At 60.8% G+C, this 21,275-nt stretch carries 19 protein-coding genes; 10 read left to right on the top strand and 9 right to left on the bottom strand.

The genetic code is table 11. The annotated features are described in order from the left end of the window. Nucleotides 1-204: 204 nt before the first annotated feature. The 6 genes from L6D63_RS15700 to yccS all read left to right on the top strand — a co-directional run bounded on the left by L6D63_RS15700 (nt 205) and on the right by yccS (nt 9,877). Complete coding sequence (locus tag L6D63_RS15700; protein ID WP_131670566.1) at nt 205-1,647, top strand: TldD/PmbA family protein; 1,443 nt, start codon at nt 205-207, stop codon at nt 1,645-1,647. Further along, entirely contained in the window at nt 1,647-2,984 is a 1,338-nt protein-coding gene (locus L6D63_RS15705; RefSeq protein ID WP_131670567.1) for a TldD/PmbA family protein, read from the top strand. Before L6D63_RS15700 ends, L6D63_RS15705 begins: the two co-directional genes overlap by 1 nt. Nucleotides 2,985-3,124: 140 nt before the next feature. After that, complete coding sequence (gene mdtD, locus L6D63_RS15710) at nt 3,125-4,564, top strand: multidrug transporter subunit MdtD (RefSeq protein ID WP_047297086.1); 1,440 nt, start codon at nt 3,125-3,127, stop codon at nt 4,562-4,564. 334 nt (nt 4,565-4,898) lie between these two features. Beyond that, nucleotides 4,899-6,236 carry an ATP-dependent RNA helicase DbpA gene (gene dbpA, locus L6D63_RS15715; protein WP_230679399.1) on the top strand — a complete coding sequence of 446 codons (1,338 nt, stop codon included), beginning with the start codon at nt 4,899-4,901 and terminating at the stop codon, nt 6,234-6,236. 146 nt (nt 6,237-6,382) lie between these two features. Beyond that, entirely contained in the window at nt 6,383-7,561 is a 1,179-nt protein-coding gene (locus tag L6D63_RS15720; protein WP_131670568.1) for a BaiN/RdsA family NAD(P)/FAD-dependent oxidoreductase, read from the top strand. A 132-nt stretch (nt 7,562-7,693) separates the two neighbouring features. Further along, a complete protein-coding gene (gene yccS, locus L6D63_RS15725) occupies nt 7,694-9,877 on the top strand; it encodes a YccS family putative transporter (protein ID WP_131670569.1) in 2,184 nt (727 codons plus the stop codon). 127 nt (nt 9,878-10,004) lie between these two features. On the opposite strand, the gene L6D63_RS15730 is transcribed toward yccS, so the two are convergent. After that, nucleotides 10,005-10,742, bottom strand: a complete 738-nt coding sequence (locus L6D63_RS15730; protein ID WP_047297090.1) for a substrate-binding periplasmic protein — start codon at nt 10,740-10,742, stop codon at nt 10,005-10,007. Nucleotides 10,743-10,999: 257 nt separating this feature from the next. Here L6D63_RS15730 and L6D63_RS15735 point away from each other — a divergent pair, with 257 nt between their 5' ends. Next, on the top strand, nt 11,000-11,452 hold the full coding sequence (locus L6D63_RS15735; protein ID WP_047297091.1) for a GNAT family N-acetyltransferase: 453 nt from the start codon (nt 11,000-11,002) through the stop codon (nt 11,450-11,452). A 123-nt stretch (nt 11,453-11,575) separates the two neighbouring features. Here L6D63_RS15735 and L6D63_RS15740 read toward each other — a convergent pair whose 3' ends face one another. The 3 genes from L6D63_RS15740 to L6D63_RS15750 form a co-directional block, all read right to left on the bottom strand. Continuing rightward, nucleotides 11,576-11,872, bottom strand: a complete 297-nt coding sequence (locus tag L6D63_RS15740) for a winged helix-turn-helix domain-containing protein (protein ID WP_003229005.1) — start codon at nt 11,870-11,872, stop codon at nt 11,576-11,578. A gap of 71 nt (nt 11,873-11,943) precedes the next feature. Then, nucleotides 11,944-12,435: a M48 metallopeptidase family protein gene (locus tag L6D63_RS15745; protein ID WP_131670570.1), complete on the bottom strand. Its 492-nt coding sequence runs from the start codon at nt 12,433-12,435 to the stop codon at nt 11,944-11,946. Nucleotides 12,436-12,478: 43 nt separating this feature from the next. After that, the gene (locus L6D63_RS15750) at nt 12,479-14,602 is read right to left on the bottom strand and encodes a putative bifunctional diguanylate cyclase/phosphodiesterase (RefSeq protein WP_131670571.1); all 2,124 of its coding nucleotides are present in this window, start codon (nt 14,600-14,602) and stop codon (nt 12,479-12,481) included. A gap of 334 nt (nt 14,603-14,936) precedes the next feature. Here L6D63_RS15750 and L6D63_RS15755 point away from each other — a divergent pair, with 334 nt between their 5' ends. From L6D63_RS15755 to L6D63_RS15765, 3 genes are all read left to right on the top strand, one after another. Beyond that, the gene (locus L6D63_RS15755; protein ID WP_047297095.1) at nt 14,937-15,605 is read left to right on the top strand and encodes a polysaccharide lyase family 7 protein; all 669 of its coding nucleotides are present in this window, start codon (nt 14,937-14,939) and stop codon (nt 15,603-15,605) included. Between the two features lie 487 nt (nt 15,606-16,092). Beyond that, complete coding sequence (locus L6D63_RS15760) at nt 16,093-16,455, top strand: DUF6124 family protein (RefSeq protein WP_047297096.1); 363 nt, start codon at nt 16,093-16,095, stop codon at nt 16,453-16,455. Between the two features lie 219 nt (nt 16,456-16,674). Then, nucleotides 16,675-16,926: a helix-turn-helix domain-containing protein gene (locus L6D63_RS15765; protein WP_041063421.1), complete on the top strand. Its 252-nt coding sequence runs from the start codon at nt 16,675-16,677 to the stop codon at nt 16,924-16,926. Between the two features lie 62 nt (nt 16,927-16,988). Here L6D63_RS15765 and fba read toward each other — a convergent pair whose 3' ends face one another. The 5 genes from fba to epd form a co-directional block, all read right to left on the bottom strand. Beyond that, entirely contained in the window at nt 16,989-18,053 is a 1,065-nt protein-coding gene (gene fba / locus L6D63_RS15770) for a class II fructose-bisphosphate aldolase (RefSeq protein WP_003229012.1), read from the bottom strand. Between the two features lie 252 nt (nt 18,054-18,305). Continuing rightward, nucleotides 18,306-18,638 carry an MliC family protein gene (locus L6D63_RS15775; RefSeq protein ID WP_047297097.1) on the bottom strand — a complete coding sequence of 111 codons (333 nt, stop codon included), beginning with the start codon at nt 18,636-18,638 and terminating at the stop codon, nt 18,306-18,308. A 57-nt stretch (nt 18,639-18,695) separates the two neighbouring features. Continuing rightward, on the bottom strand, nt 18,696-18,917 hold the full coding sequence (locus L6D63_RS15780) for a hypothetical protein (protein WP_131670573.1): 222 nt from the start codon (nt 18,915-18,917) through the stop codon (nt 18,696-18,698). A gap of 34 nt (nt 18,918-18,951) precedes the next feature. Further along, nucleotides 18,952-20,115 (bottom strand): phosphoglycerate kinase, encoded by a 1,164-nt coding sequence (locus L6D63_RS15785; RefSeq protein ID WP_131670574.1) that lies wholly within the window; start codon nt 20,113-20,115, stop codon nt 18,952-18,954. A 26-nt stretch (nt 20,116-20,141) separates the two neighbouring features. Further along, nucleotides 20,142-21,200 carry an erythrose-4-phosphate dehydrogenase gene (gene epd, locus L6D63_RS15790; protein ID WP_047297099.1) on the bottom strand — a complete coding sequence of 353 codons (1,059 nt, stop codon included), beginning with the start codon at nt 21,198-21,200 and terminating at the stop codon, nt 20,142-20,144. Between the last annotated feature and the right edge of the window lie 75 nt (nt 21,201-21,275).

Below are 21,275 nucleotides of genomic sequence, written 5' to 3' on the forward strand. Positions count from 1 at the left end.
TGCATTTCAAAGGTGGGAGCGAGCCTGCTCGCGAAGGGGCCCTCACATTCAGCACAAATTCCCCTGCTGCACAGTAAATCCTCCTACACCCCCTCTTCACTTGATCCTACCCCCACGCAGGCCTACTCTAGACCTCGCGCAATCGTTTCACCCCTCCCCGCCGAATCGCTTCGCCCCGCAACTCCATGACAAGGAGGTTCCCGAATGTTCGATTTTCACCCCCAGCTCAAGCAGCGCTTCGCTGCCTTGCGCACGGGCGCCGAGTTTTTTTCCCTGCGGTATGTGCGCGAGTCCGGCCAATACCTGTCGGTGCGCAAGAACGTTGCCGAACCGCCCAGCCTGAGCCGTGACGAGGGTGCGATGTTCACAGTGCGGGTCAACGGCATCGAGGCTTATGCAGCGACCAACGACCTGTCGCAGCAAGGCCTGCAAGCCGCCCTGGAGCGCGCCGAACAGCAGGCCCGGCGACTGAAGCCCCACGCCTTGCTCGACCTGCGCGATCAGCCGGTATCGAGTGACCGCGCTGATTACTTTTCGCCCAATCTCGATCAACCCTTCCCGTCCCTGAGCGAATGTTTCGAACTGCTCGGCGCGGAATCCGCCTCGGTGCCAAAGGATGAGCGCCTGGTGCATTGGCAAGCGAGTATCGGCATCACCCACGTCGAACAGATTTACCTGAGCAGCGCCGGCGCCGAATTGCGCCAAGCCCAGCGCTTCGTTTATCCAAGTTTCGATGTCACCGCCTACGACGGCAACGACAGCCAGACCCGCTCCCTGGGCCGCGAGAACTTCGGTCAGCAGGGTGGCGCCGACGTGATCAGCCGTTGCGGTCTGGTCGGCGCCGGCCCGCAAGTGGCCGATCAGGCCCTGCAACTGCTGCTCGCGCCAAATACCCCGCAAGGCCCGCGCGATCTGTTGCTGATGCCCGATCAGATGATGCTGCAGATTCACGAGTCCATCGGTCACCCGCTGGAGCTTGACCGGATCCTCGGTGACGAGCGCAATTACGCCGGCACCAGCTTCGTCAAGACCAGCGACTTCGGCAGCCTGCAATACGGTTCGAAGCTGCTCAACGTGACCTTCGATCCGGACATTCCCGAAGAGCTGGCCAGCTACGGCCACGATGACGACGGCAGCAAGGCCAGCAAACAATTCCTGATTCGCCAAGGCTTGCTGTTGCGGCCATTGGGCGGCGCACTGTCACAGTTCCGCGCCGGCCTCGACGGCGTTGCCAACAGCCGCGCCTGCGGCTGGAACCGGCCACCGATCGACCGCATGGCCAACCTCAACATCGAGCCGGGCGATCAGTCGCTGACGCAACTGATCAGCGGCATCGAGCACGGCATTCTGATGAGCACCAACCGTTCGTGGTCGATTGACGATGCGCGCAACAAATTCCAGTTCGGATGCGAGTGGGGGCAGTTGATCGAGAACGGTGAACTCAAGGGTGTGGTGAAAAATCCGAATTACCGAGGTATTTCCGCGCAGTTCTGGAAGAGTCTGCGCGCGGTCGGCGATGCCGGCACCCGAATGGTGCTGGGCACGCCAAACTGCGGCAAGGGCGAGCCGAACCAGGTGATCCGCGTCGGCCACGCTTCGCCGGCCTGCGTATTCAGCAACGTTGATGTGTTTGGGGGAGACGCCTGATGAGCATTTCGAAGAGTCAGTCCGACGCCTTCAAGATCATGGTCAATTGGCTGCGCGACAGTGTGCGCGAGCCGGAACAATTCACCCTCAGCTATGCCGCGGAATCCTCGGCGTTCGTGCGTTTCAATCACGCCAAGGTGCGTCAGGCCGGTCAGGTGCAGCAAGCCGACGTCGGGTTAAAGCTGATCAACGACGGCCGTCATGCCGACCTGCACATCACCCTGTCCGGTGATCAGGAAGCCGATCTGCAGCGCCTCGCCGAAGGCCTGCAACAACTGCGCGAAACCCTGCCGCTGCTGCCGCAGGATCCGTACCTGCTGCTCAACCACAACGGCTGGCAGAGCAACAACGTACAGCAACATCCGCTGCCGGACACCGAGCTAGTGGTCGAGGAAATCTGCACCGCGGCTGAAGGTCTGGATCTGGTCGGCTTCTATGCTGCCGGCCCGATCAGCCGTGGTTTCGCCAGCTCCTCGGGAGCATTTGGCTGGCATCAGGCCAACAGCTTCAACTTCGACTTCAGCCTGTTTCACGACAACGGCGAAGCGGTCAAGGCCTGCTACGCCGGGCACGAATGGAGCAGCGAAGGCTTCGCCCGGCGTTTCCAGCAGGCGCGCGAGCAACTGGCGTTTCTCGGTCGACCGTTGCGCACCCTCGCACCGGGGCAATATCGGGCGTATCTGGCGCCAGCCGCGCTGGAAGAAATCATGGGCATGCTCAGCTGGGGCGGTTTTTCCGCACAGTCGATCGCCAGCAAGAGCAGTCCGCTGCAGAAGCTGTATGTCGGTGATCAGGCGTTCAGTCCGCTAGTGTCGCTGGACGAGCAAGTCAGCGGTTCGTTGAGCCCGGCGTTCTCCGGCGAAGGCTATCCGCGCAGCGATCTGCGGTTGGTGATTGAAGGCAAGGCCGGCGATCAACTGGTCGGCTCGCGCAGTGCTGCCGAATACGGCCTGACCGCCAACGGCGCCAGCGGCGGTGAAATGCCGAGTGCACTGAACATGGCGGCCGGTGATCTGTCACAGGCAGAAATTCTCAAGCAGTTGGGCACCGGGCTGTACATCAGCAACCTCTGGTACCTGAACTACTCGGATCAACCGGCGGCGCGCCTGACCGGCATGACTCGCTTCGCAACCTTCTGGGTCGAGAACGGCGAGATTCAGGCGCCGGTCAGCACCATGCGTTTCGACGACAGCGCCTACAGCCTGCTGGGTTCGCAGCTGGAAGCACTGACCGCCGAGCGTGAGTTGCTGCTGTCGGCGAGCACGTACAGCCAGCGCAATACCTCGTCGGCGTTGTTGCCGGGGGCGCTGGTGAGCCGATTGACCTTGACCCTGTAACAACGCAAAAAACTGTGGGAGCTGGCTTGCCAGCGATGAGGACATCAGATTCAACATCACTTTGTCTGAAAGTCCGTCATCGCTGGCAAGCCAGCTCCCACAGGGTAATGTTCCGCCTGACCCACACTCTAAGAGGTTCCATGCCCACTCGCCCGCCTCTCGACGCCATCACCGCCCGCTGGTTGCCGTGGGTCGTCGCCATTGCGTTCTTCATGCAGTCCCTCGACGGGACCATCCTCAACACCGCCCTGCCGGCCATGGCCCGGGATCTGGCCGAAGACCCGTTGCGCATGCAAGGCGTGGTCATCGCCTACATGCTCACCGTGGCCTTGCTGATTCCGGCCTCGGGCTGGATCGCCGACCGCTTCGGCACCAAGAAAATCTTCTTCGGCGCGATCCTGCTGTTCAGCATTGGCTCGCTGCTCTGTGCGTTATCGAGCAGCCTGAGCATGCTGGTTGGCGCACGGGTAATCCAGGGCCTGGGCGGCGCATTGATGTTGCCGGTCGGACGGCTGGTGGTGCTGCGTGCCTATCCGCGTTCGGAGCTGGTGCGGATCATGGGCTTCATCACCATTCCCGGCCTGCTCGGCCCGTTGATCGGTCCGACCATGGGCGGCTGGATGGTGCAATACCTGACGTGGCACTGGATCTTCCTGATCAACCTGCCGGTCGGCGCCATCGGCTGCTACGCGGTGTGGAAGTTCATTCCCGACCTGCGCGGCAGCGAACGCACGCGCTTCGACAGCCTCGGTTTCCTGCTGTTCGGCGCCGCAATGATCCTGATCACCATCGCCATGGAAGGCCTGGGCGAACTGCACTTGCCGCACCTGCGGGTGATGTTGCTGCTGTTCGGCGGTCTGGCCTGCCTGGCGGCGTACTGGCTGCGCGCCGGGCGTGTGGAAAATCCGCTGTTCGCCCCTTCGTTGTTCAAGACCCGGACCTTTGCCGTCGGCATTATCGGCAACCTGTTCGCCCGCCTGGGCAGCGGCGCCCTGCCGTTTCTGGTGCCGTTGCTGCTGCAAGTGGCGCTGGGTTATTCGCCGTCGCAAGCGGGGATGAGCATGCTGCCGCTGGCCGCTGCGGCGATGTTCGCCAAGTGGATGGCGCGACCGCTGATCGAACGCCTCGGCTATCGCATCGTGCTCACCGGCAACACCCTCGCGCTGGGGATCATGCTGGCGAGCATGGGCTTGGTCAGCGAGCAGACGCCGTACTGGCTGCTGCTGTGCCTGCTGGCGGTTCTCGGCGCGATCAACTCGCTGCAATTCACCGCGATGAACACCGTGACGCTGATCGACCTCGACGACGCCAGCGCCAGCAGCGGCAACAGCTTGCTGTCGGTGGTGGCGCAGTTGTCGCTGAGCCTGGGCGTGGCCTGTGCCGGCGCCTTGCTGGGCGGCTTCACGGCGGAAATCGGCAACGACGGCGTCGAGACCGTGCTGGGGGCGTTCCAGTTGACGTTTGTGACCGTCGGAGTGATGGCAATGCTGGCGGCGACGATCTTCTCGCAACTGTCGAAAGAAGACGGTCGCCGGGTCAAACGCCCGGATGAACATCCGGATGAGCACATCGAACACTGAACAGCGTCATGTCTGGTGGAGGCTTTTGTGGTGAGGGGATTTATCCCCGATGGGGTGCGAAGCGCCCCCTAGAAAGGTTGAATGCGATCAGCCTGATGTACTGAGGTGACAGATTCCGGGGCTGCTTCGCAGCCCATCGGGGATAAATCCCCTCACCACAGATGAATCCACTCACCACAGTTTAACCACCTCGCCTTGGGTTTCAGGCACTGTTCGTCCAGAACTTTCGAGGAAAGTGGCACGGGGCTGCTACACTGCGCGACATTTTGTTTTGCAGGCCAGTCCCGTGACCACCATCGCCACCGCTTTTAATACTCTGCCGCTGTCCGCCGCCATGCTGGCTAACCTCGAATCCCTCGGTTATGCCCAGATGACGCCGATCCAGGCGCAGAGCTTGCCGGTGATCCTCAAGGGGATGGACCTGATCGCCCAGGCCAAGACCGGCAGCGGCAAGACCGCCGCGTTCGGCATCGGCCTGCTCAACCCGATCAACCCGCGTTACTTCGGTTGCCAGGCGCTGGTGATCTGCCCGACCCGTGAGCTGGCCGACCAGGTCGCCAAGGAAGTCCGTCGTCTGGCCCGTGCCGAAGACAACATCAAAGTCCTGACCCTGTGCGGCGGCGTGTCGTTTGGCCCGCAGATCGCTTCGCTGGAGCATGGCGCACACATCATCGTCGGCACCCCGGGACGTATCCAGCAGCATCTGCGCAAGGGTTCGCTGGTCCTCGATGGCCTGAACACGCTGATCCTCGATGAAGCCGACCGCATGCTCGACATGGGCTTCTACGACGCGATCGAAGACATCATCGAGCAGACCCCGTCGCGTCGTCAGACCCTGCTGTTCTCCGCCACGTACCCGGTGGGCATCAAGCAATTGGCGTCGAAATTCATGCGCGATCCGCAAACGGTGAAAGCCGAAGCGTTCCACGACGACACGCAGATCGAGCAGCGCTTCTACGAGATTTCCCCGGAAGAGCGCATGAGCGCAGTGACCAAAGTCCTGCACCACTTCCGCCCGGCCTCCTGCGTGGCGTTCTGCTTTACCAAGCAGCAAGTGCAGGAAACCGTCGACCACCTGACCGCCAAAGGCATTTCTGCCGTTGGCCTGCACGGCGATCTGGAACAGCGTGACCGCGATCAGGTGCTGGCAATGTTCGCCAACCGCAGCACGTCGGTTCTGGTCGCCACCGACGTGGCCGCCCGTGGTCTGGACATCGATGCGCTGGACATGGTGATCAACGTCGAGCTGGCCCGCGACTCGGAAATCCACATTCACCGCGTTGGCCGTACCGGTCGCGCTGGCGAAAAAGGCATCGCGGTCAGCCTCGTCGCACCGTCCGAAGCGCATCGTGCGCAAGCCATCGAACAGTTGCAGAAAGCCCCGTTGAACTGGGATCAGGTCGATAACCTCAAGTCCCAGGGCGGCGCCCCGCTGCAGCCACCGATGAGCACGCTGTGCATCGCCGGCGGGCGCAAGGACAAGGTACGTCCGGGCGACATCCTCGGCGCCCTGACCGGTGACGCCGGCATCCCGGGTGCCCAGGTCGGCAAGATCGCGATCTTTGACTTCCAGTCATATGTGGCGGTTGAACGCACCGTGGTCATGCAGGCGCTGCAGCGCTTGAACAACGGCAAGATCAAGGGCCGTTCGCTGCGCGTGCGGGTCTTGTAAGAACAACGCCTCCCCTGTAGGAGCTGCCGCAGGCTGCGATCTTTTGACTTTGTTTTTAAAGAGCAAGATCAAAAGATCGCAGCCTCGTTTCACTCGACAGCTCCTACAACAGTTGGTTTTGTGGTGATATTTCAGAGGACACCGTTTTGCGCTCTACCGAAGTCGTGATTATTGGCGCTGGCGCCGCAGGGTTGATGTGTGCACTGACCGCCGCCGGGCGTGGGCGTCAGGTATTGCTGCTCGACCATGCCAACAAGGCCGGCAAGAAAATCCTGATGTCCGGTGGTGGCCGCTGCAATTTCACCAACATGTACACCGAGCCGGGCAATTTCCTTTCGGGTAACCCGCATTTCTGCAAATCGGCACTGGCACGTTATACCCAGTGGGATTTCATCGGCATGGTCGCCAAGCATGGCGTGCCGTACCACGAGAAAAAACTCGGCCAGCTGTTCTGCGATAACAAATCCAGCGACATCCTCGGCATGCTGCTCGACGAGTGCGATCAGGCCGGCGTCGAGTTGCACCTGGACACCTCGATCCAGTCCATCGAAAAGGTCGAAAGCGGTTACCTGCTCGACACCACCCTCGGCCAGGTTCAGTGCCAATCGCTGGTGATCGCCACCGGCGGGCTGTCGATCCCGACACTGGGCGCCACCGGCTTCGGTTATCAGGTCGCCAGGCAGTTTGGCCATGAACTGCTGCCGACCCGTGCCGGCCTGGTGCCGTTCACTATCACCGATCAGCTCAAGGAACTGTGCACCGAGTTGTCCGGTACGTCGGTGGATTGCCTGGTCAGCTGCAACGAGCAGAGCTTTCGCGAGAACATCCTGTTCACTCACCGCGGCCTCAGCGGCCCGGCGATTCTGCAGATCTCGTCGTTCTGGGAGCCGGGCGACACCGTGGAGATCAACCTGCTGCCGGATCACGACACCGCCGCATGGCTGCAACAGCAAGTGGCCGAACGCCCGAACAGCGAACTGAAAACCCTGCTCGGGGAAATCTTCACCAAGAAGATGGCCAACCTGTTGGCGGACAACTGGTTCGTCTCCAAACCGATGAAGCAGTACACCCACGCCGAACTGGCGCAGATCGCCGACAAGCTCTGCAGCTGGAAAGTTGTCCCGGCCGGCACCGAAGGCTACCGCACCGCCGAGGTCACGCTGGGTGGCGTCGATACCCGCGAAGTGTCGTCCAAGACCATGGAATCGCTGAAAAGCCCAGGGCTGTATTTCGTTGGCGAAGTGCTCGACGTCACCGGGCATCTGGGCGGTTTCAACTTCCAGTGGGCCTGGGCCTCGGGGTACGCGGCTGCGCAGTACGTCTGACTGAAACAACACTCCCCTGTAGGAGCGGGCAATCAAGGAACACTTTTTGCTGTCAGATGTGATCGGCGCCATTGCGTCGGCGTCATTACTGGCTCAATTTAGCGGCATCGCCTCGGAAGGCCTTCGCACTTCATGTCCTCGACCTCGTTTCGTCAGTCTTTGCGGCGCCTGTGGGCGCTGGATAAATTCAGCTACAGCGTGCGGGTGTTCATCGCCCTGACCGGCAGCATGGCGCTGTGCTGGTATCAGGATGAAATGGGCCTGCTGATCCCGTTGTTCCTCGGGATTATCGCCAGCGCCCTGGCCGAGACCGACGACAGCTGGCAGGGCCGCCTCAACGCGCTGGCGGTCACTCTGGTGTGTTTCAGTATCGCCGCGCTGTCAGTGGAACTGCTCTTCCCCTACCCCATCGTCTTTGCCATCGCCCTGGCCTTGGCCAGCTTCGCCCTGACCATGCTCGGTGCGCTCGGCGAGCGTTATGGCGCGATTGCTTCGGCAACGTTGATTCTGTCGGTGTACACCATGATCGGCGTGGATCAGCGCGGCGGCGCGGTCACCGATTTCTGGCACGAGCCGATGCTGCTGGTGGCGGGCGCCGCGTGGTACGGCTTGCTCTCGGTGTTGTGGCAGGCGCTGTTTTCCAACCAGCCGGTGCAGCAGAGTCTGGCGCGGCTGTTCCGTGAACTGGGTTTCTACCTGAAGCTCAAAGCCTCGCTGTTCGAGCCGATCCGCCAACTGGACGTCGAAGGACGACGGCTGGAACTGGCACAACAGAACGGTCGGGTGGTGGCGGCGCTGAACAGCGCCAAGGAAATCATCCTGCACCGGGTCGGCAACGGTCGCCCGGGCTCGAAAGTCAGCCGTTATCTGAAGCTGTATTTCCTCGCCCAAGACATTCACGAACGCGCCAGTTCTTCGCACTATCCGTACAACGCCCTGGCCGAGGCGTTCTTCCACAGCGACGTGCTGTTCCGCTGCCAGCGTCTGCTGCGCCAGCAGGGCAAAGCCTGTCGTGCGCTGGCCGAGTCGATCCAGATGCGCCAGCCGTTTGTCTACGACGCCAGTTTTGCCGAAGCGCTGACAGACCTCGATGCCTCCCTTGAACACCTGCGCATCCAGAGCAATCCGGCATGGCGCGGCCTGCTACGCTCGCTGCGTGCTCTGGCCGCCAACCTCGGCACCCTCGACCGCTTGCTCAGCGACGCGAGCAACCCCGACGCGCTGGCGGATGCCACCGACAGTAGCCTGCTCGACCGCTCACCACGCAACCTCAAGGACGTGTGGATTCGTCTGCGCACGCAGCTGACACCGACCTCCTTGCTGTTCCGCCACGCCCTGCGTCTGCCGCTGGCATTGAGTATCGGCTACGGCATGGTGCACCTGATTCACCCGTCGCAGGGCTATTGGATCATTCTCACCACACTGTTCGTCTGCCAGCCGAACTACGGCGCAACGCGGCGCAAACTCGGACAGCGGATTCTCGGTACCGCCATCGGTCTGACCGTGGCCTGGGCGCTGTTCGATCTGTTCCCCAGCCCGCTGGTGCAGTCGTGCTTCGCCATTGCCGCCGGGGTGGTGTTCTTTACCAACCGCACCACGCGCTACACCGTGGCGACGGCGGCGATCACGATCATGGTGCTGTTCTGCTTTAACCAGATCGGCGATGGCTACGGGCTGTTCCTGCCGCGCCTGTTCGATACCCTGCTTGGCAGCCTGATCGCCGGCCTGACGGTGTTCCTGTTCCTGCCGGACTGGCAGGGTCGACGCCTGAACAAAGTGCTGGCCAACACCCTGACGTGCAACAGCATCTACCTGTGCCAGATCATGCAGCAATACGTCGCCGGCAAGAGCGATGACCTCGCCTATCGCCTGGCCCGACGCAACGCGCACAATGCCGACGCGGCACTGTCGACCACGCTGGCGAACATGCTGATGGAGCCGGGGCATTTCCGTAAGGAAGCGGATGTCGGTTTCCGCTTCCTGGTGCTGTCGCACACGCTGCTCAGCTACCTCTCCGGATTGGGCGCGCATCGCGAAACGCAGCTACCGGCGGAAGTCCGCGAACACCTGATTGACGGCGCCGGGGTGAAACTGGCCGCGAGCATCGATGAAATCGCCCAGGGCCTGGCGAACAAGCAGCCAGTGGCGATCCAGAGCGACGACGAGGAAGCGCTGGCCAATGAGCTGGAGCAGATGCCGGACGAGATCGATGAAGGGCAGCGGCTGGTGCAGACGCAACTGGCATTGATCTGCCGGCAGCTGGGGCCGTTGCGCACGTTGGCGGCGCATTTGATCAAAGACACCAGTGAGGCTTAAGGTGACCGGACTGGCCCCATCGCTGGCAAGCCAGCTCCCACATGATTTGTGTACACCGCAATACCTGTGGGAGCTGGCTTGCCAGCGATGAGGGCATCAGCAACAACGCAACTCCGGGATCAGATGCTCACATCCCATGCTGCCTCAGCAACTTGTCATAACTGCCATCCGCCTTCATCGCCGCAATCGCCTTGTCGAACCCGGCCACAATCTGCTCATGCTCGGGGTTCTTCAGGCTCACCAGAATATGCAGGCTGTTCTCGCTCAACGGCTTGGGCAGAAACTCCACGGCGTTGCGCACCTTGGGTGATTCGCGCGCCAGGTAATAGCGCGCGACATACTCATCTTCCAGGGTCAGCTTGACCCGATCCGCCGCCAGCATGCGCACCGCCATTGCAAAGTTGTGCACCGGGACTTTCTGCAACGCCGTGTCGGCATCGAACGCCTGCGAGTAGGCATAACCGCGCACCACCGCCACCGGGTAGGTGTGCAGTTGCTCCAGGCTGTTGTATTCGAGCGGAGTGTCCTTGCGCTTGAGAAAGCGGATGCGGTTAAGCAGGTATTCGCCAGAGAACTGGCCGATCCGGGTGCGTTCGTCGTTGTACCAGGCATTGACCAGAACGTCGTACCGGCCCTCGCCCACCCCCAACAACGCCCGCGCCCACGGCACCTGCTCATAGTCGCTGGCGTAACCGGCCCGCGCCAGCGCGGTGCTGACGATGTCGGTGGCCAGGCCACCGTTGACCAGCGTGTCGTCGGTAAAGGGTGGCCAGATATCAAATACCAGTCGCAGCTTGTCCGCAGCGGCGGGTTGGGCCAGCAAGAGCAGTCCGATCAAGGCAAAGGCTCGATGCAGTCGCGGCATGCTTGAAAATCCTTAGCGGGCGGTTGGCCCGGCGTGTTTTCCAGTCAAAACCCCAAGGCCCCGTACCGGCGGAACCCAGGCCCTAACAGTAGCTCATTGAAGCCCGTGCACAGCGCTTTCCAGCAGATTACACAAAGCGGCCGTCACCGCGAGAAAGGAATGATGGCATTTTGACCTTTGTCACAGACTCTTCCGCCATACAGACATTCAGCGCCTGTGCCCTTAGTATCGGGCGACGGAGTTCAAGGAGTCGGAAGATGACAATCGAGTGGATCTGCAAGCATCAAAGCGATCTGGGCAAAGAGCAGCTATACGCGCTGTTGAAGCTGCGCTCGGAGGTGTTCGTGGTCGAACAGCAATGTGCCTACCCAGACCTCGACGGCCAGGATCTGGACGGCGACACCCATCATTTGATGGGCTGGGAAGGCGATCAACTGATGGCCTATCTGCGCCTGCTGGACCCCGAATCCCAGGGCGGTGACGTGGTGATCGGCCGCGTGATCATTGCGCCGCAGGGCCGTGGCAAAGGGCTGGGCCATGTGCTGATGGAACACGCACTGAATCAGGCCGAGAAGCATTGGCCGCAGGTGCCGATCTATCTGTCGGCGCAGGCGCATTTGCAGGGGTATTACGGCAGGTACGGGTTTGTGGTGGCGGGTGAGGAATATCTGGAGGATGACATTCCGCATATCGGCATGCGTCGTCCTTGAGGCCCTCATCGCTGGCAAGCCAGCTCCCACAGGTTCATCCGTTGCTCACAACAACCGTGTTGACTGGAGACCCTTGTGGGAGCTGGCTTGCCAGCGATTGCGTCAGCTCAAACACTGCAAAACTCAGGGATATTCCAGCACAGCCTTGATCTGCCGCAGATTGCGCTCGATCCACCCGCGATCAATTGCCCCCCACTCGCGAATCCGATAGCGCCCGGCATGGTTGCGCGCACCCTCTTCCTGCTCGAATTCACAGACGATATCCAGGTCCGCCAGCGCGGCGATCGTGTCCTGCGCCGTGCGCCGGGGCATGCCGGTCACTTCGGTCAGCGCCGGGACGCTGGGGGCCAGGCCGCTGTCGATCAGGTAGGCCACGTACAGGCGCCGGTAAAAGCTGCTTTTGGTCTTGCTTACGTCCATCTAAACACTCCCAACGTTAAAAGATCGCAGCCTGCGGCAGCTCCTACAGTTGGAATGCGATCTTTTGATCTTCATTGCAGATCCCGCCACGTCAGGTACACCCGCAGATCGAACTCGACCTGGTGATACCCCGGCAGCATGTGTTCACACAACTTATAGAAGGCCTTGTTGTGATCCGATTCCTTGAAGTGCGCCAGTTCATGCACGACGATCATCTTCAGGAACTCGGGCGCCGCCTCCTTGAACAACGAGGCGATGCGAATCTCTTTCTTGGCTTTGAGCTTGCCGCCCTGCACCCTTGAGACCGTGGTGTGCAGGCCCAGCGCGCGATGCGTCAGGTCGAGGCGGTTGTCGAACAGCACTTTGTCGATGGCCGGCGCGTTGCGCAGGTATTCCTGCTTCAGGTCCAGCGCGTAGCTATACAGCGCCTTGTCGCTCTGCACATCGTGACGTCCCGGATAGCGTTGGCTCAGGTAGTCACCCAGACGCTGTTCGGTGATCAGTTGGCGCACCTGATCCTGCAATTGCGCGGGATAGGCCTGGAGGTATTTCAACGCAGTCATGGACACGGCAGCACGGTTCGAAAAGAGCGCCAGTGTAGCGAATTCAAACCGGCAGCGCGCTCCAGTCAAAGGGTTTGGCAAAGCTGATGGCGTCTTCGGAGGTCAGCGGACGCGCCACCAGGAAACCCTGTACGTATTCGCAGCCATGCGCCTGCAGCCATTGATACTGTTCAACGGTTTCCACGCCTTCGGCGATCACCAGCAACCCGTACTGCTTGCACAGATTGATCACGTTGCTGACCAGCGCCGCGTCGCGCGTCGAGTCCGGCAGCCGCGCAATCAGGTGTCGATCCAGCTTGAGCGTATCCAGCTCCAGATCACGCAGATACGCCAGCGAACACGGCCCCGAACCAAAGTCATCCAGCGCCACCCGCACCCCGAGATTACGCAGCAGGCGCAACTGTTTACGGGTCTCGTCGGGGTTGTGCATCAGCGCATCTTCGGTGACTTCCACCTCCAGTTGCCGCGGCTGCAGCGAATGCCGCTCCAGCACCTGACGCAACTCGGTGACCAGGTTCGGCAGGCCGAACTGGGTGTTGCTCAAACTCACGCCGAGCACCAGATCTTCGGCGAACAGGCTTTCCCAGGCTTTGCGCTGGCCGGCGCCACGGTGATAGATCCAGCTGCCGAGCCGACTGATCAGCCGTGCTTCCTCCAGCAATGGCAGGAACAGCCCCGGCGGCACATCGCCGACGCTCGGGTGCTGCCAGCGCAGCAGCGCCTCGAAACCGCGGATCTGCCCGCTGTCGATCGCCACTTGCGGCTGATACACCAGATTGAAATCACGATTCTCGATGGCGTTGCGCACGCTCTCTTCGAGCATCAGTCGCGAGCGGGCGCGGCCGTTCATTTCGTGATCATAAAAACGATATTGCTGACGCCCGGCGCGCTTGGCTTCATACATGGCGATGTCGGAGGCGCGCAGCAAACCGTCGAGGTTCGCGCCGCAGTCCGGGTAAGTGGCGATACCGATACTCGCGCCGAGGGCGATGTCCAGTCCTTCAATCTGCTGACAGATCGACACCCGTTCGATGAGCTTCTCGGCAATTTTTGCTGCCTGCTCGGGAAACTCCAGATCGAGTAGCGCGGTGAACTCGTCACCGCCCATGCGCGCCAGAATGTCGAACGGCCGCAGACAGGCTTTCAACTGCTCGGAGACCCAGCGCAGCACCCGGTCGCCGGCATCGTGGCCAAGGGAATCGTTGACCCGTTTGAAACCATCCAGATCCAGATACAGCAGCACCCAACTGCTGTCGCTGCGTTCACCGCGCAGCAGCAGGTTTTCCACCGTCTGATAAAAGCCCCGGCGATTGAGCAGACCGGTCAGCGGATCGGTGACCGCTTGAAATTCCAGCTGCTGATGCAGGTGACGCACCACCGACATGTCCAGCACCGTCACCACCATCGCCCGCTGCTCGGCGGGCAACGGCGCACAGGACAACGCCACCGGCACCTGCTGCCCCGGCGCCGTACGCAACAACGCATCGTGCAGACGCAAGGTCTCACCGCGTTTATAGCCGGCGAGCAACTCGGAACCGGCCCACAGCGGGATATGCGGTTTCTGCAGAAAATCGAGAAACTCCTTGCCCTCCAACTCTTTCACCGGCGCATTCAGCAAGCGCGAAATCGCCGGATTGGCGAAGCGGATCAGGCCGTCCTCGCCGAGCACCAGAATGCCTTCCGCCGCGTTATCCAGCACCGAGGCATTGAAGGCCCGCGCGACCTCCAGATCATGACTCAGACGCTGCAAGGCGCGGCGGTTGCGCTGGTGTTCGAGCAACGCCTGGACTTTCGGCTTGAGGATCTGCGGATCGAACGGCTTGAACAGGTAATCCACCGCGCCACTGGCGTAACCCTTGATCACGGCGTCCTGTGATTGCTCGTTGGCGGTGAGAAAAATAATCGGTGTGAGACGCGTGCGCTGGCTGCCGCGCATCAGCCGCGCGACTTCGAAGCCGTCCATGCCCGGCATCTGCACGTCCAGCAGCACCAGATCGACGTCGTGTTCGAGCAGCAGATTGAGCGCCTCGAAACCGGAGGCGGCGGTCATGACGTGCCAATCCTGACGCTGCAGCAACGCGCGCATGCTGATCAGATTTTCAGGGTAGTCATCAACGATCAAAAGGACAGAGCTGCCTTCACCTGGCTGGGGTTGCGCGCATTCCATGCTGCTTCTCTTGTCGGGACATCTCTTGTCGGACTATCGGCCGGTTTTTTGTGAAAACCGTACAGTTACTGAGCCATCACTCTAGTCCCGGATCTGTGAAAGCAGAAGCTGCCACGCCGCCATCATTTAGCCAAAGCTGTAATTTACCGACTAACGGTCACCCCTGCAGCCCCCGAAAACCGGCACAGATGGCATTTCGACAGGATGTTGACGCCAATCATCTGCCAAACGGGCGTTAACAAAAAACACCTCTACGCTTATAACTGCCGCCCGAAAAAGCGCGGGCTAGAGCTTCTGGCACTCGCGTACAGGAAAATTGAGTGGAAGAACCGACATGATCGATCTCGCAACCTGGAACCTCAGCGTTCCCGTCGGCAGTCCGCCGTACACCGTCGAAACCTCCAAACTGGTGAATGGCTTCAAGGATCAGTACTTCCATTCCGACACCGGCACCTTGTTCTTCTGGTCGCCGGTCACCGGGTCAAAAACCGAAAACGCCATTTACCCGCGCACCGAACTGCGCGAAACCTACAGCAACGGCACCCTGCGCAACTGGTACTACCCAGATGCCGACAACCTGCTGCGCGCGACCCTTTCGGTCAACAAGGTGCCCAGCTCCGGCAAGATTGTCATTGGCCAAATCCACGCTTATGAAAGCCAGCGCCCGATGGTCAAGCTCGAATACCAGTACAAGGAAAAAACCCAGAACGGCAACCTGGTGATCAAAGTGCGAATGCACCCCGACGACCAGGAAAGCCGCGTCATCACCCTCGCCACCGGGATCAAGCTGGATCGCGAATTCAACTACCTGATCCACTTGAGCCCCGGCGGTGCGCTTGGCGTAAGCGCGGCGGGTTACCAGTGGGACTCACAGATCAGCGCGACCTGGCGCAACAAGCCGCTGTACTTCAAGGCCGGGGTGTATGTGCAGGACAACACCGGCTATACCAGCGAAGGCGGCCAGGTCACCTTCAGCAAACTCGACATCGACCACGACAAATAAGGCTTCATTGGCACAAATCCCTGTGGCGAGGGAGCTTGCTCCCGCTGGGGCGCGCAGCGGCCCTAAAAAAGCGAGGCCTGCTGCGCAGTCCAGCGGGAGCAAGCTCCCTCGCCACAGTGTTATTTATTGCCAGTCGGACATCCTTTAAACGGTGTTGTTTAAATCGCTCGGCGGTTACTTCCCGATGCCTACAACAACTTGCGTGGATACCTACAGCTACGCCAGAATCCGCCGGCTTGTGCGCCTGGAGGGCCATCGGTAACTTGATTCGCGTCACTGATTTCCAGTGATCGGGTTTAGTAGCCCGAGGTTACGCGATGCGCATTGGCACCATTCAGTCGGACATTCATCCGCGCTTGATGGTAGCTGTACGCAGGGCGCCTTCGGGTGCGCCGGTCGCGTCTCCCCGGTCTACTAACCTGCGTTCAGCTGCCACCCCTTCGTTTAGTAGCGATCCGGTGCCGGCTCCATTTACCGGAGACGAGACATGACCAAATCAACGCCTCACCCGCCAGCCACCGACCTGGCCTCCCCCTACGAATCCCTCGACTCAAGAAAGCTCCACGACGCCGCCGAGCGCGCCCTCGACCACTACCTCAACCCGGCCGCACACATCATGACCAGCACCTGCGAACCAGAGTCCATGTACCTCGCCAACCCGAAGTACAACACCGAATCTCTGCTGGCCAACGCCAGCGAAACCCTGGGTTCAGCCAGCGAAATGCTCAACAACTTCGCCGCAACACTCGATATCTCCCACCGCAAGACTGCACTAGGTATCGCACAGGTGGTCATGCTCGGTGAATTGGCGGTAAATCAGGCACTGGATCACGTTGAACTGAAGGAGTAGTCCCTGATAACGGACTTTTCGTCGAAAAATCTTCCAAACTTCCATTACAGGTGCCATTCACCTAGCTGTGCCTTGTGAAGTGCCACTCTGCAGAAGGCGGCGCAAGCAGCTTGAAACAAAGCCTGGGGATCGAGTAGACGCGGACCCGCGCCGAGCGGACTCATAACGATCAAATGTAGCGTTTACGCCATTTAACTTTGAACGTTACAGAGACAGTAGATGGATCACGTTCTATTAATGAGCCGCCTCGCCACCCAATTACGCATAAAGCGTAGGGAGCGCGGACTAACGCAAGCGCAACTCGCCGACCTCGCGAGAGTGACGCCATACAAAGTCATCGCTATAGAGAAAGGCACCCTCTCCGTGGGCATGAACGCTTATGCACGTGTTATTGCCGCTCTGGATTGTGAGTTCACCGTCGTTCCGGCAGTGATGCCTACGCTTGAAGAGCTAGCGGAAATATTTGTTTAATTACGCCCACAAAAAACCCGCCTCTCGGCGGGTTTCTCATAAAAGCAGCTCAACACCCGGGCTTAGTTGACCTTCGCGTTCAACTCACCCTTCAAATACCGCTGGAACATCGCTTCCAGCGAAATCGGCTTGATCTTCGAAGCATTACCGGCAGTGCCAAACGCTTCATAACGAGCGATGCACACATCACGCATTGCCGTCACGGTCGCGCCGAAGAATTTACGCGGGTCGAATTCGCTCGGGTTGGTGGCCATCAGACGACGCATGGCGCCGGTGGACGCCAGACGCAGGTCGGTGTCGATGTTGACCTTGCGCACGCCGTACTTGATGCCTTCGACGATTTCTTCAACCGGTACGCCGTAGGTTTCTTTGATGTCGCCGCCGTACTGGTTGATGATCGCCAGCCACTCCTGCGGAACCGACGAGGAACCGTGCATCACCAGGTGGGTGTTCGGGATGCGCTTGTGGATTTCCTTGATGCGGTCGATCGCCAGTACGTCACCGGTAGGTGGCTTGGTGAACTTGTAGGCGCCGTGGCTGGTGCCGATGGCGATGGCCAGGGCGTCGACCTGAGTCTTCTTGACGAAGTCAGCGGCTTCTTCCGGGTCGGTCAGCATCTGGCTGTGATCCAGAACACCTTCAGCGCCGATGCCGTCTTCTTCACCGGCCATGCCGGTTTCCAGCGAACCCAGGCAGCCCAGCTCGCCTTCAACCGAAACGCCGCAGGCGTGAGCCATGGCGACGGTTTGTTGGGTCACGCGGACGTTGTATTCGTAGTCGGTCGGCGTCTTGCCGTCTTCGCCGAGGGAGCCGTCCATCATCACCGAGCTGAAGCCCAGTTGAATCGAGCGCTGGCAGACGTCAGGGCTGGTGCCGTGGTCCTGGTGCATGCACACCGGGATGTGCGGGAACTCTTCGATCGCGGCCAGGATCAGGTGACGCAGGAATGGCGCGCCGGCGTATTTGCGAGCGCCGGCCGAAGCCTGGACGATCACCGGGGAGTCAGTCTTGTCAGCGGCTTCCATGATGGCGCGCATCTGCTCAAGGTTGTTGACGTTGAAGGCTGGAACGCCGTAGCCGAACTCGGCTGCGTGGTCCAGCATCTGGCGCATGCTGATAAGTGCCATTGTGTGTGTCTCTCCCGGTTGAGGGTCGTTAATCGTGCCAGCCTGCCGGAGCGGCGGCGGCTATTCAAGTGATTGCAGATCGGGGGTTGAGGCCCGGTCTGGTGATTCGATAAAGCAAAATCCTGAGAACTGCACAGATCCCCTGTGGGAGCGAGCCTGCTCGCGAAAGCAATCTCGCAGTCGTTGATGCAGTGCCTGTCAGACCGCTTTCGCGAGCAGGCTCGCTCCCACATGAGAATCGCAGTGCTTCAATTACTCGGCCTTGCAGCCGCGGCCAATCAGGTCATTGGTGGCGACCCAGTACACCAGGCCTTCGTCACCCTTGACGTGAAACGCCAGCATGCCGTCGCTGTACAGCACGCCCGAGGCGCCCGGCTCTTCTTTCAGGCGATAGACCTGATCACCGCCACCGAGCCGGACATCGACTTCCTTCTGGCCGGCATCGGCGTAACGCCACAGCACTTTGGCCTGGCTGTCGCAGGTCCAGGTGGTCCAGCTATCCGCCGGCGCGGACGACTGAAACAGGTTCATCTGCGCGCAACCGCCCAACAATGCCAACGCCGCAATGGCGATCAAGCCTTTCATCCGTGTTCCTCGACTGACAGCGCACGCCGCCAGCCCTGCGTTAAAGAGTCAGACCGGTCAAGGACAACCATGTTCCTTGACCGGGGTTTGCGTCTCGTATTTGTCCAGGCCGTCCGGCCCCGAGCGCTTGTTCAGCACCGGATTGGTTTCGGCCTGCCAGTCGGCCTGGTAGCAGCCTTTCTGCGCGGCATCCGGCGCGGGCGTGGCCTCGGCCTTCGGGTTACTCCCGCAGGCCGCCAGCGTACCGGTCAGCAACAACAGCGCTAACGACTTGACCATCTGAACACTCCTTTGCCTGGCCAACCGGGCGGCCTCAGGCCTTGGCCCGGCTTTCCAGGACTTCAACGGCTGGCAGCACCTTGCCTTCGACGAATTCGAGGAACGCGCCACCACCGGTGGAAATGTAGGAGATTTGCTCGGCCACGCCATATTTATCGATGGCCGCCAGGGTGTCGCCACCGCCGGCAATGGAGAATGCGGCGCTGTCAGCGATGGCCTGGGCCAGCACTTTGGTGCCGTTGCCGAACTGATCGAATTCGAACACGCCGACCGGACCGTTCCACAGAATGGTTTTCGACGATTTCAGCAGTTCGGCGAAGTTGGCCGCGGTTTGCGGGCCGATGTCCAGAATCATGTCGTCAGCGGCAACGTCAGCGATCAGCTTGACGGTGGCTTCGGCGCTTTCGGCGAATTCCTTGGCAACCACCACGTCCACCGGCAGCGGCACGCTGACCTTGGCGGCGATGGCGCGCGCGGTGTCCAGCAGGTCCGGCTCGTACAGCGACTTGCCGACCGGGTGACCGGCGGCCGCCAGGAAGGTGTTGGCGATGCCGCCGCCAACGATCAGTTGATCGCAGATCTGGCTCAGGCTGTTGAGGACGTCGAGTTTGGTCGACACCTTGGAACCTGCAACGATCGCAGCCATTGGCTTGGCCGGCGCGCCCAGCGCCTTGCCCAGTGCCTCCAGCTCAGCGGCCAGCAGCGGGCCTGCCGCGGCGACCTTGGCGAACTTGGCCACGCCGTGCGTCGAACCTTCAGCGCGGTGAGCAGTGCCAAAGGCGTCCATCACGAACACGTCGCACAGGGCGGCATATTGCTGGGCGAGGTCGTCGGCGTTCTTTTTCTCGCCCTTGTTGAAGCGCACGTTTTCGAACAGCACGATGTCGCCGGCCTTGACGTCAACGCCATCCAGGTAATCGGCCACCAGCGGCACTTCGCGGCCCAGAGCCTTGCTCAGGTAGTCAGCGACTGGCTTGAGGCTGTTCTCGGCGGAGAACTCACCTTCGGTCGGACGGCCCAGGTGCGAACACACCATCACCGCCGCACCTTTTTCCAGGGCCAGCTTGATGGTCGGCAGCGAAGCCAGGATACGCGCATCGCTGGTGACAACACCGTCCTTGACTGGGACGTTGAGGTCTTCGCGGATCAATACGCGCTTACCTTGCAGATCGAGGTCGGACATCTTCAACACGGTCATGGGTCGCACTTCCTGAGTAACTGTTCTTAGAGAGCAGGTTTTTTTGAAATCGCTGTTTGCAGATAGTGGTCTGCAACGTCCAGCATTCGGTTGGCAAAACCCCATTCGTTGTCGAACCAGGCCAGGATGTTCACCAGTTTGGGGCCGGAAACACGGGTCTGACTGGCATCGACGATGGCCGAATGTGGGTCATGGTTGAAATCACAGCTGGCGTGCGGCAACTCGGTGTAGGCCAGCAGTCCCTTGAGCGGGCCGCTGGTGGCGGCTTCACGCAGGATCCGGTTGACCTCGCCCGCATCGGTCGCGGTGGCGGTCTGCATCGTGATGTCGAGGCAGGACACGTTGACCGTCGGCACGCGTACGGCTTTGGCCTGAATTCGCCCGGCAAGTTCCGGCAGCAGGCGCTCGATGCCACGCGCCAGACCAGTGGACACCGGGATCACCGACTGGAACGCCGAACGGGTGCGGCGCAGGTCTTCATGGTGATAGGCGTCGATCACCGGCTGATCGTTCATCGCCGAGTGAATGGTGGTGATCGACACGTAATCCAGGCCAATCGCCTTGTCCAGCAGACGCAACAGCGGCACGCCGCAGTTGGTGGTGCAGGAGGCGTTGGACACCAGCAGTTCGGCGCCGGTCAGGCAATCCTGATTGACACCGTAGACGATGGTGGCGTCGACATCCGCCTCGCTGGCCATCGGTTGCGAGAACAGCACGCGGGGCGCGCCGGCGTCGAGGAAACGCTGGCCATCTTCGCGGGTGTGGTAAGCGCCGGAGCATTCGAGCACCAGGTCGACGCCCAGCGCCGCCCAGTCGATGCCTTCGGGGGTGGCACTGCGCAGGACCTTCACGCAGTCGCCATTAATATGCAGACAATCGCCTTCTACACGCACTTCGCCGGGAAACCGGCCGTGAGTGGAATCAAAGCGTGTCAGGTATTCGATACTGGCCATGTCCGCCAGATCGTTGATCGCGACAATCTCAAACCCGGCCTTCTCGCCACGCTCGAACAACGCACGCAAGACGCAACGACCAATCCGGCCGTAGCCGTTGAGTGCAACTTTGTAGGGACGCGGTTGAGGCATGGGGTTCTCGATAGTATTCGCTAACAACACAACCCCATGTAGGAGCTGCCGAAGGCTGCGATCTTTTGATCCTGT

The organism is Pseudomonas parakoreensis (assembly GCF_021602155.1).
GTDB classification, from domain to species: Bacteria; Pseudomonadota; Gammaproteobacteria; order Pseudomonadales; family Pseudomonadaceae; genus Aquipseudomonas; species Aquipseudomonas parakoreensis.

Coding starts and splice junctions, on each gene's coding strand:
- L6D63_RS15760 (WP_047297096.1), top strand. CDS start 16,093: ATGACCAAATCAACGCCTCACCCGCCAGCCACCGACCTGGCCTCCCCC.
- L6D63_RS15775 (WP_047297097.1), bottom strand. CDS start 18,638: ATGAAAGGCTTGATCGCCATTGCGGCGTTGGCATTGTTGGGCGGTTGC.
- L6D63_RS15730 (WP_047297090.1), bottom strand. CDS start 10,742: ATGCCGCGACTGCATCGAGCCTTTGCCTTGATCGGACTGCTCTTGCTG.
- L6D63_RS15735 (WP_047297091.1), top strand. CDS start 11,000: ATGACAATCGAGTGGATCTGCAAGCATCAAAGCGATCTGGGCAAAGAG.
- L6D63_RS15765 (WP_041063421.1), top strand. CDS start 16,675: ATGGATCACGTTCTATTAATGAGCCGCCTCGCCACCCAATTACGCATA.
- fba (WP_003229012.1), bottom strand. CDS start 18,053: ATGGCACTTATCAGCATGCGCCAGATGCTGGACCACGCAGCCGAGTTC.
- L6D63_RS15755 (WP_047297095.1), top strand. CDS start 14,937: ATGATCGATCTCGCAACCTGGAACCTCAGCGTTCCCGTCGGCAGTCCG.
- L6D63_RS15705 (WP_131670567.1), top strand. CDS start 1,647: ATGAGCATTTCGAAGAGTCAGTCCGACGCCTTCAAGATCATGGTCAAT.
- L6D63_RS15740 (WP_003229005.1), bottom strand. CDS start 11,872: ATGGACGTAAGCAAGACCAAAAGCAGCTTTTACCGGCGCCTGTACGTG.
- L6D63_RS15785 (WP_131670574.1), bottom strand. CDS start 20,115: ATGACCGTGTTGAAGATGTCCGACCTCGATCTGCAAGGTAAGCGCGTA.
- L6D63_RS15750 (WP_131670571.1), bottom strand. CDS start 14,602: ATGGAATGCGCGCAACCCCAGCCAGGTGAAGGCAGCTCTGTCCTTTTG.
- epd (WP_047297099.1), bottom strand. CDS start 21,200: ATGCCTCAACCGCGTCCCTACAAAGTTGCACTCAACGGCTACGGCCGG.
- L6D63_RS15780 (WP_131670573.1), bottom strand. CDS start 18,917: ATGGTCAAGTCGTTAGCGCTGTTGTTGCTGACCGGTACGCTGGCGGCC.
- mdtD (WP_047297086.1), top strand. CDS start 3,125: ATGCCCACTCGCCCGCCTCTCGACGCCATCACCGCCCGCTGGTTGCCG.
- dbpA (WP_230679399.1), top strand. CDS start 4,899: ATGCTGGCTAACCTCGAATCCCTCGGTTATGCCCAGATGACGCCGATC.
- L6D63_RS15745 (WP_131670570.1), bottom strand. CDS start 12,435: ATGACTGCGTTGAAATACCTCCAGGCCTATCCCGCGCAATTGCAGGAT.
- L6D63_RS15700 (WP_131670566.1), top strand. CDS start 205: ATGTTCGATTTTCACCCCCAGCTCAAGCAGCGCTTCGCTGCCTTGCGC.
- yccS (WP_131670569.1), top strand. CDS start 7,694: ATGTCCTCGACCTCGTTTCGTCAGTCTTTGCGGCGCCTGTGGGCGCTG.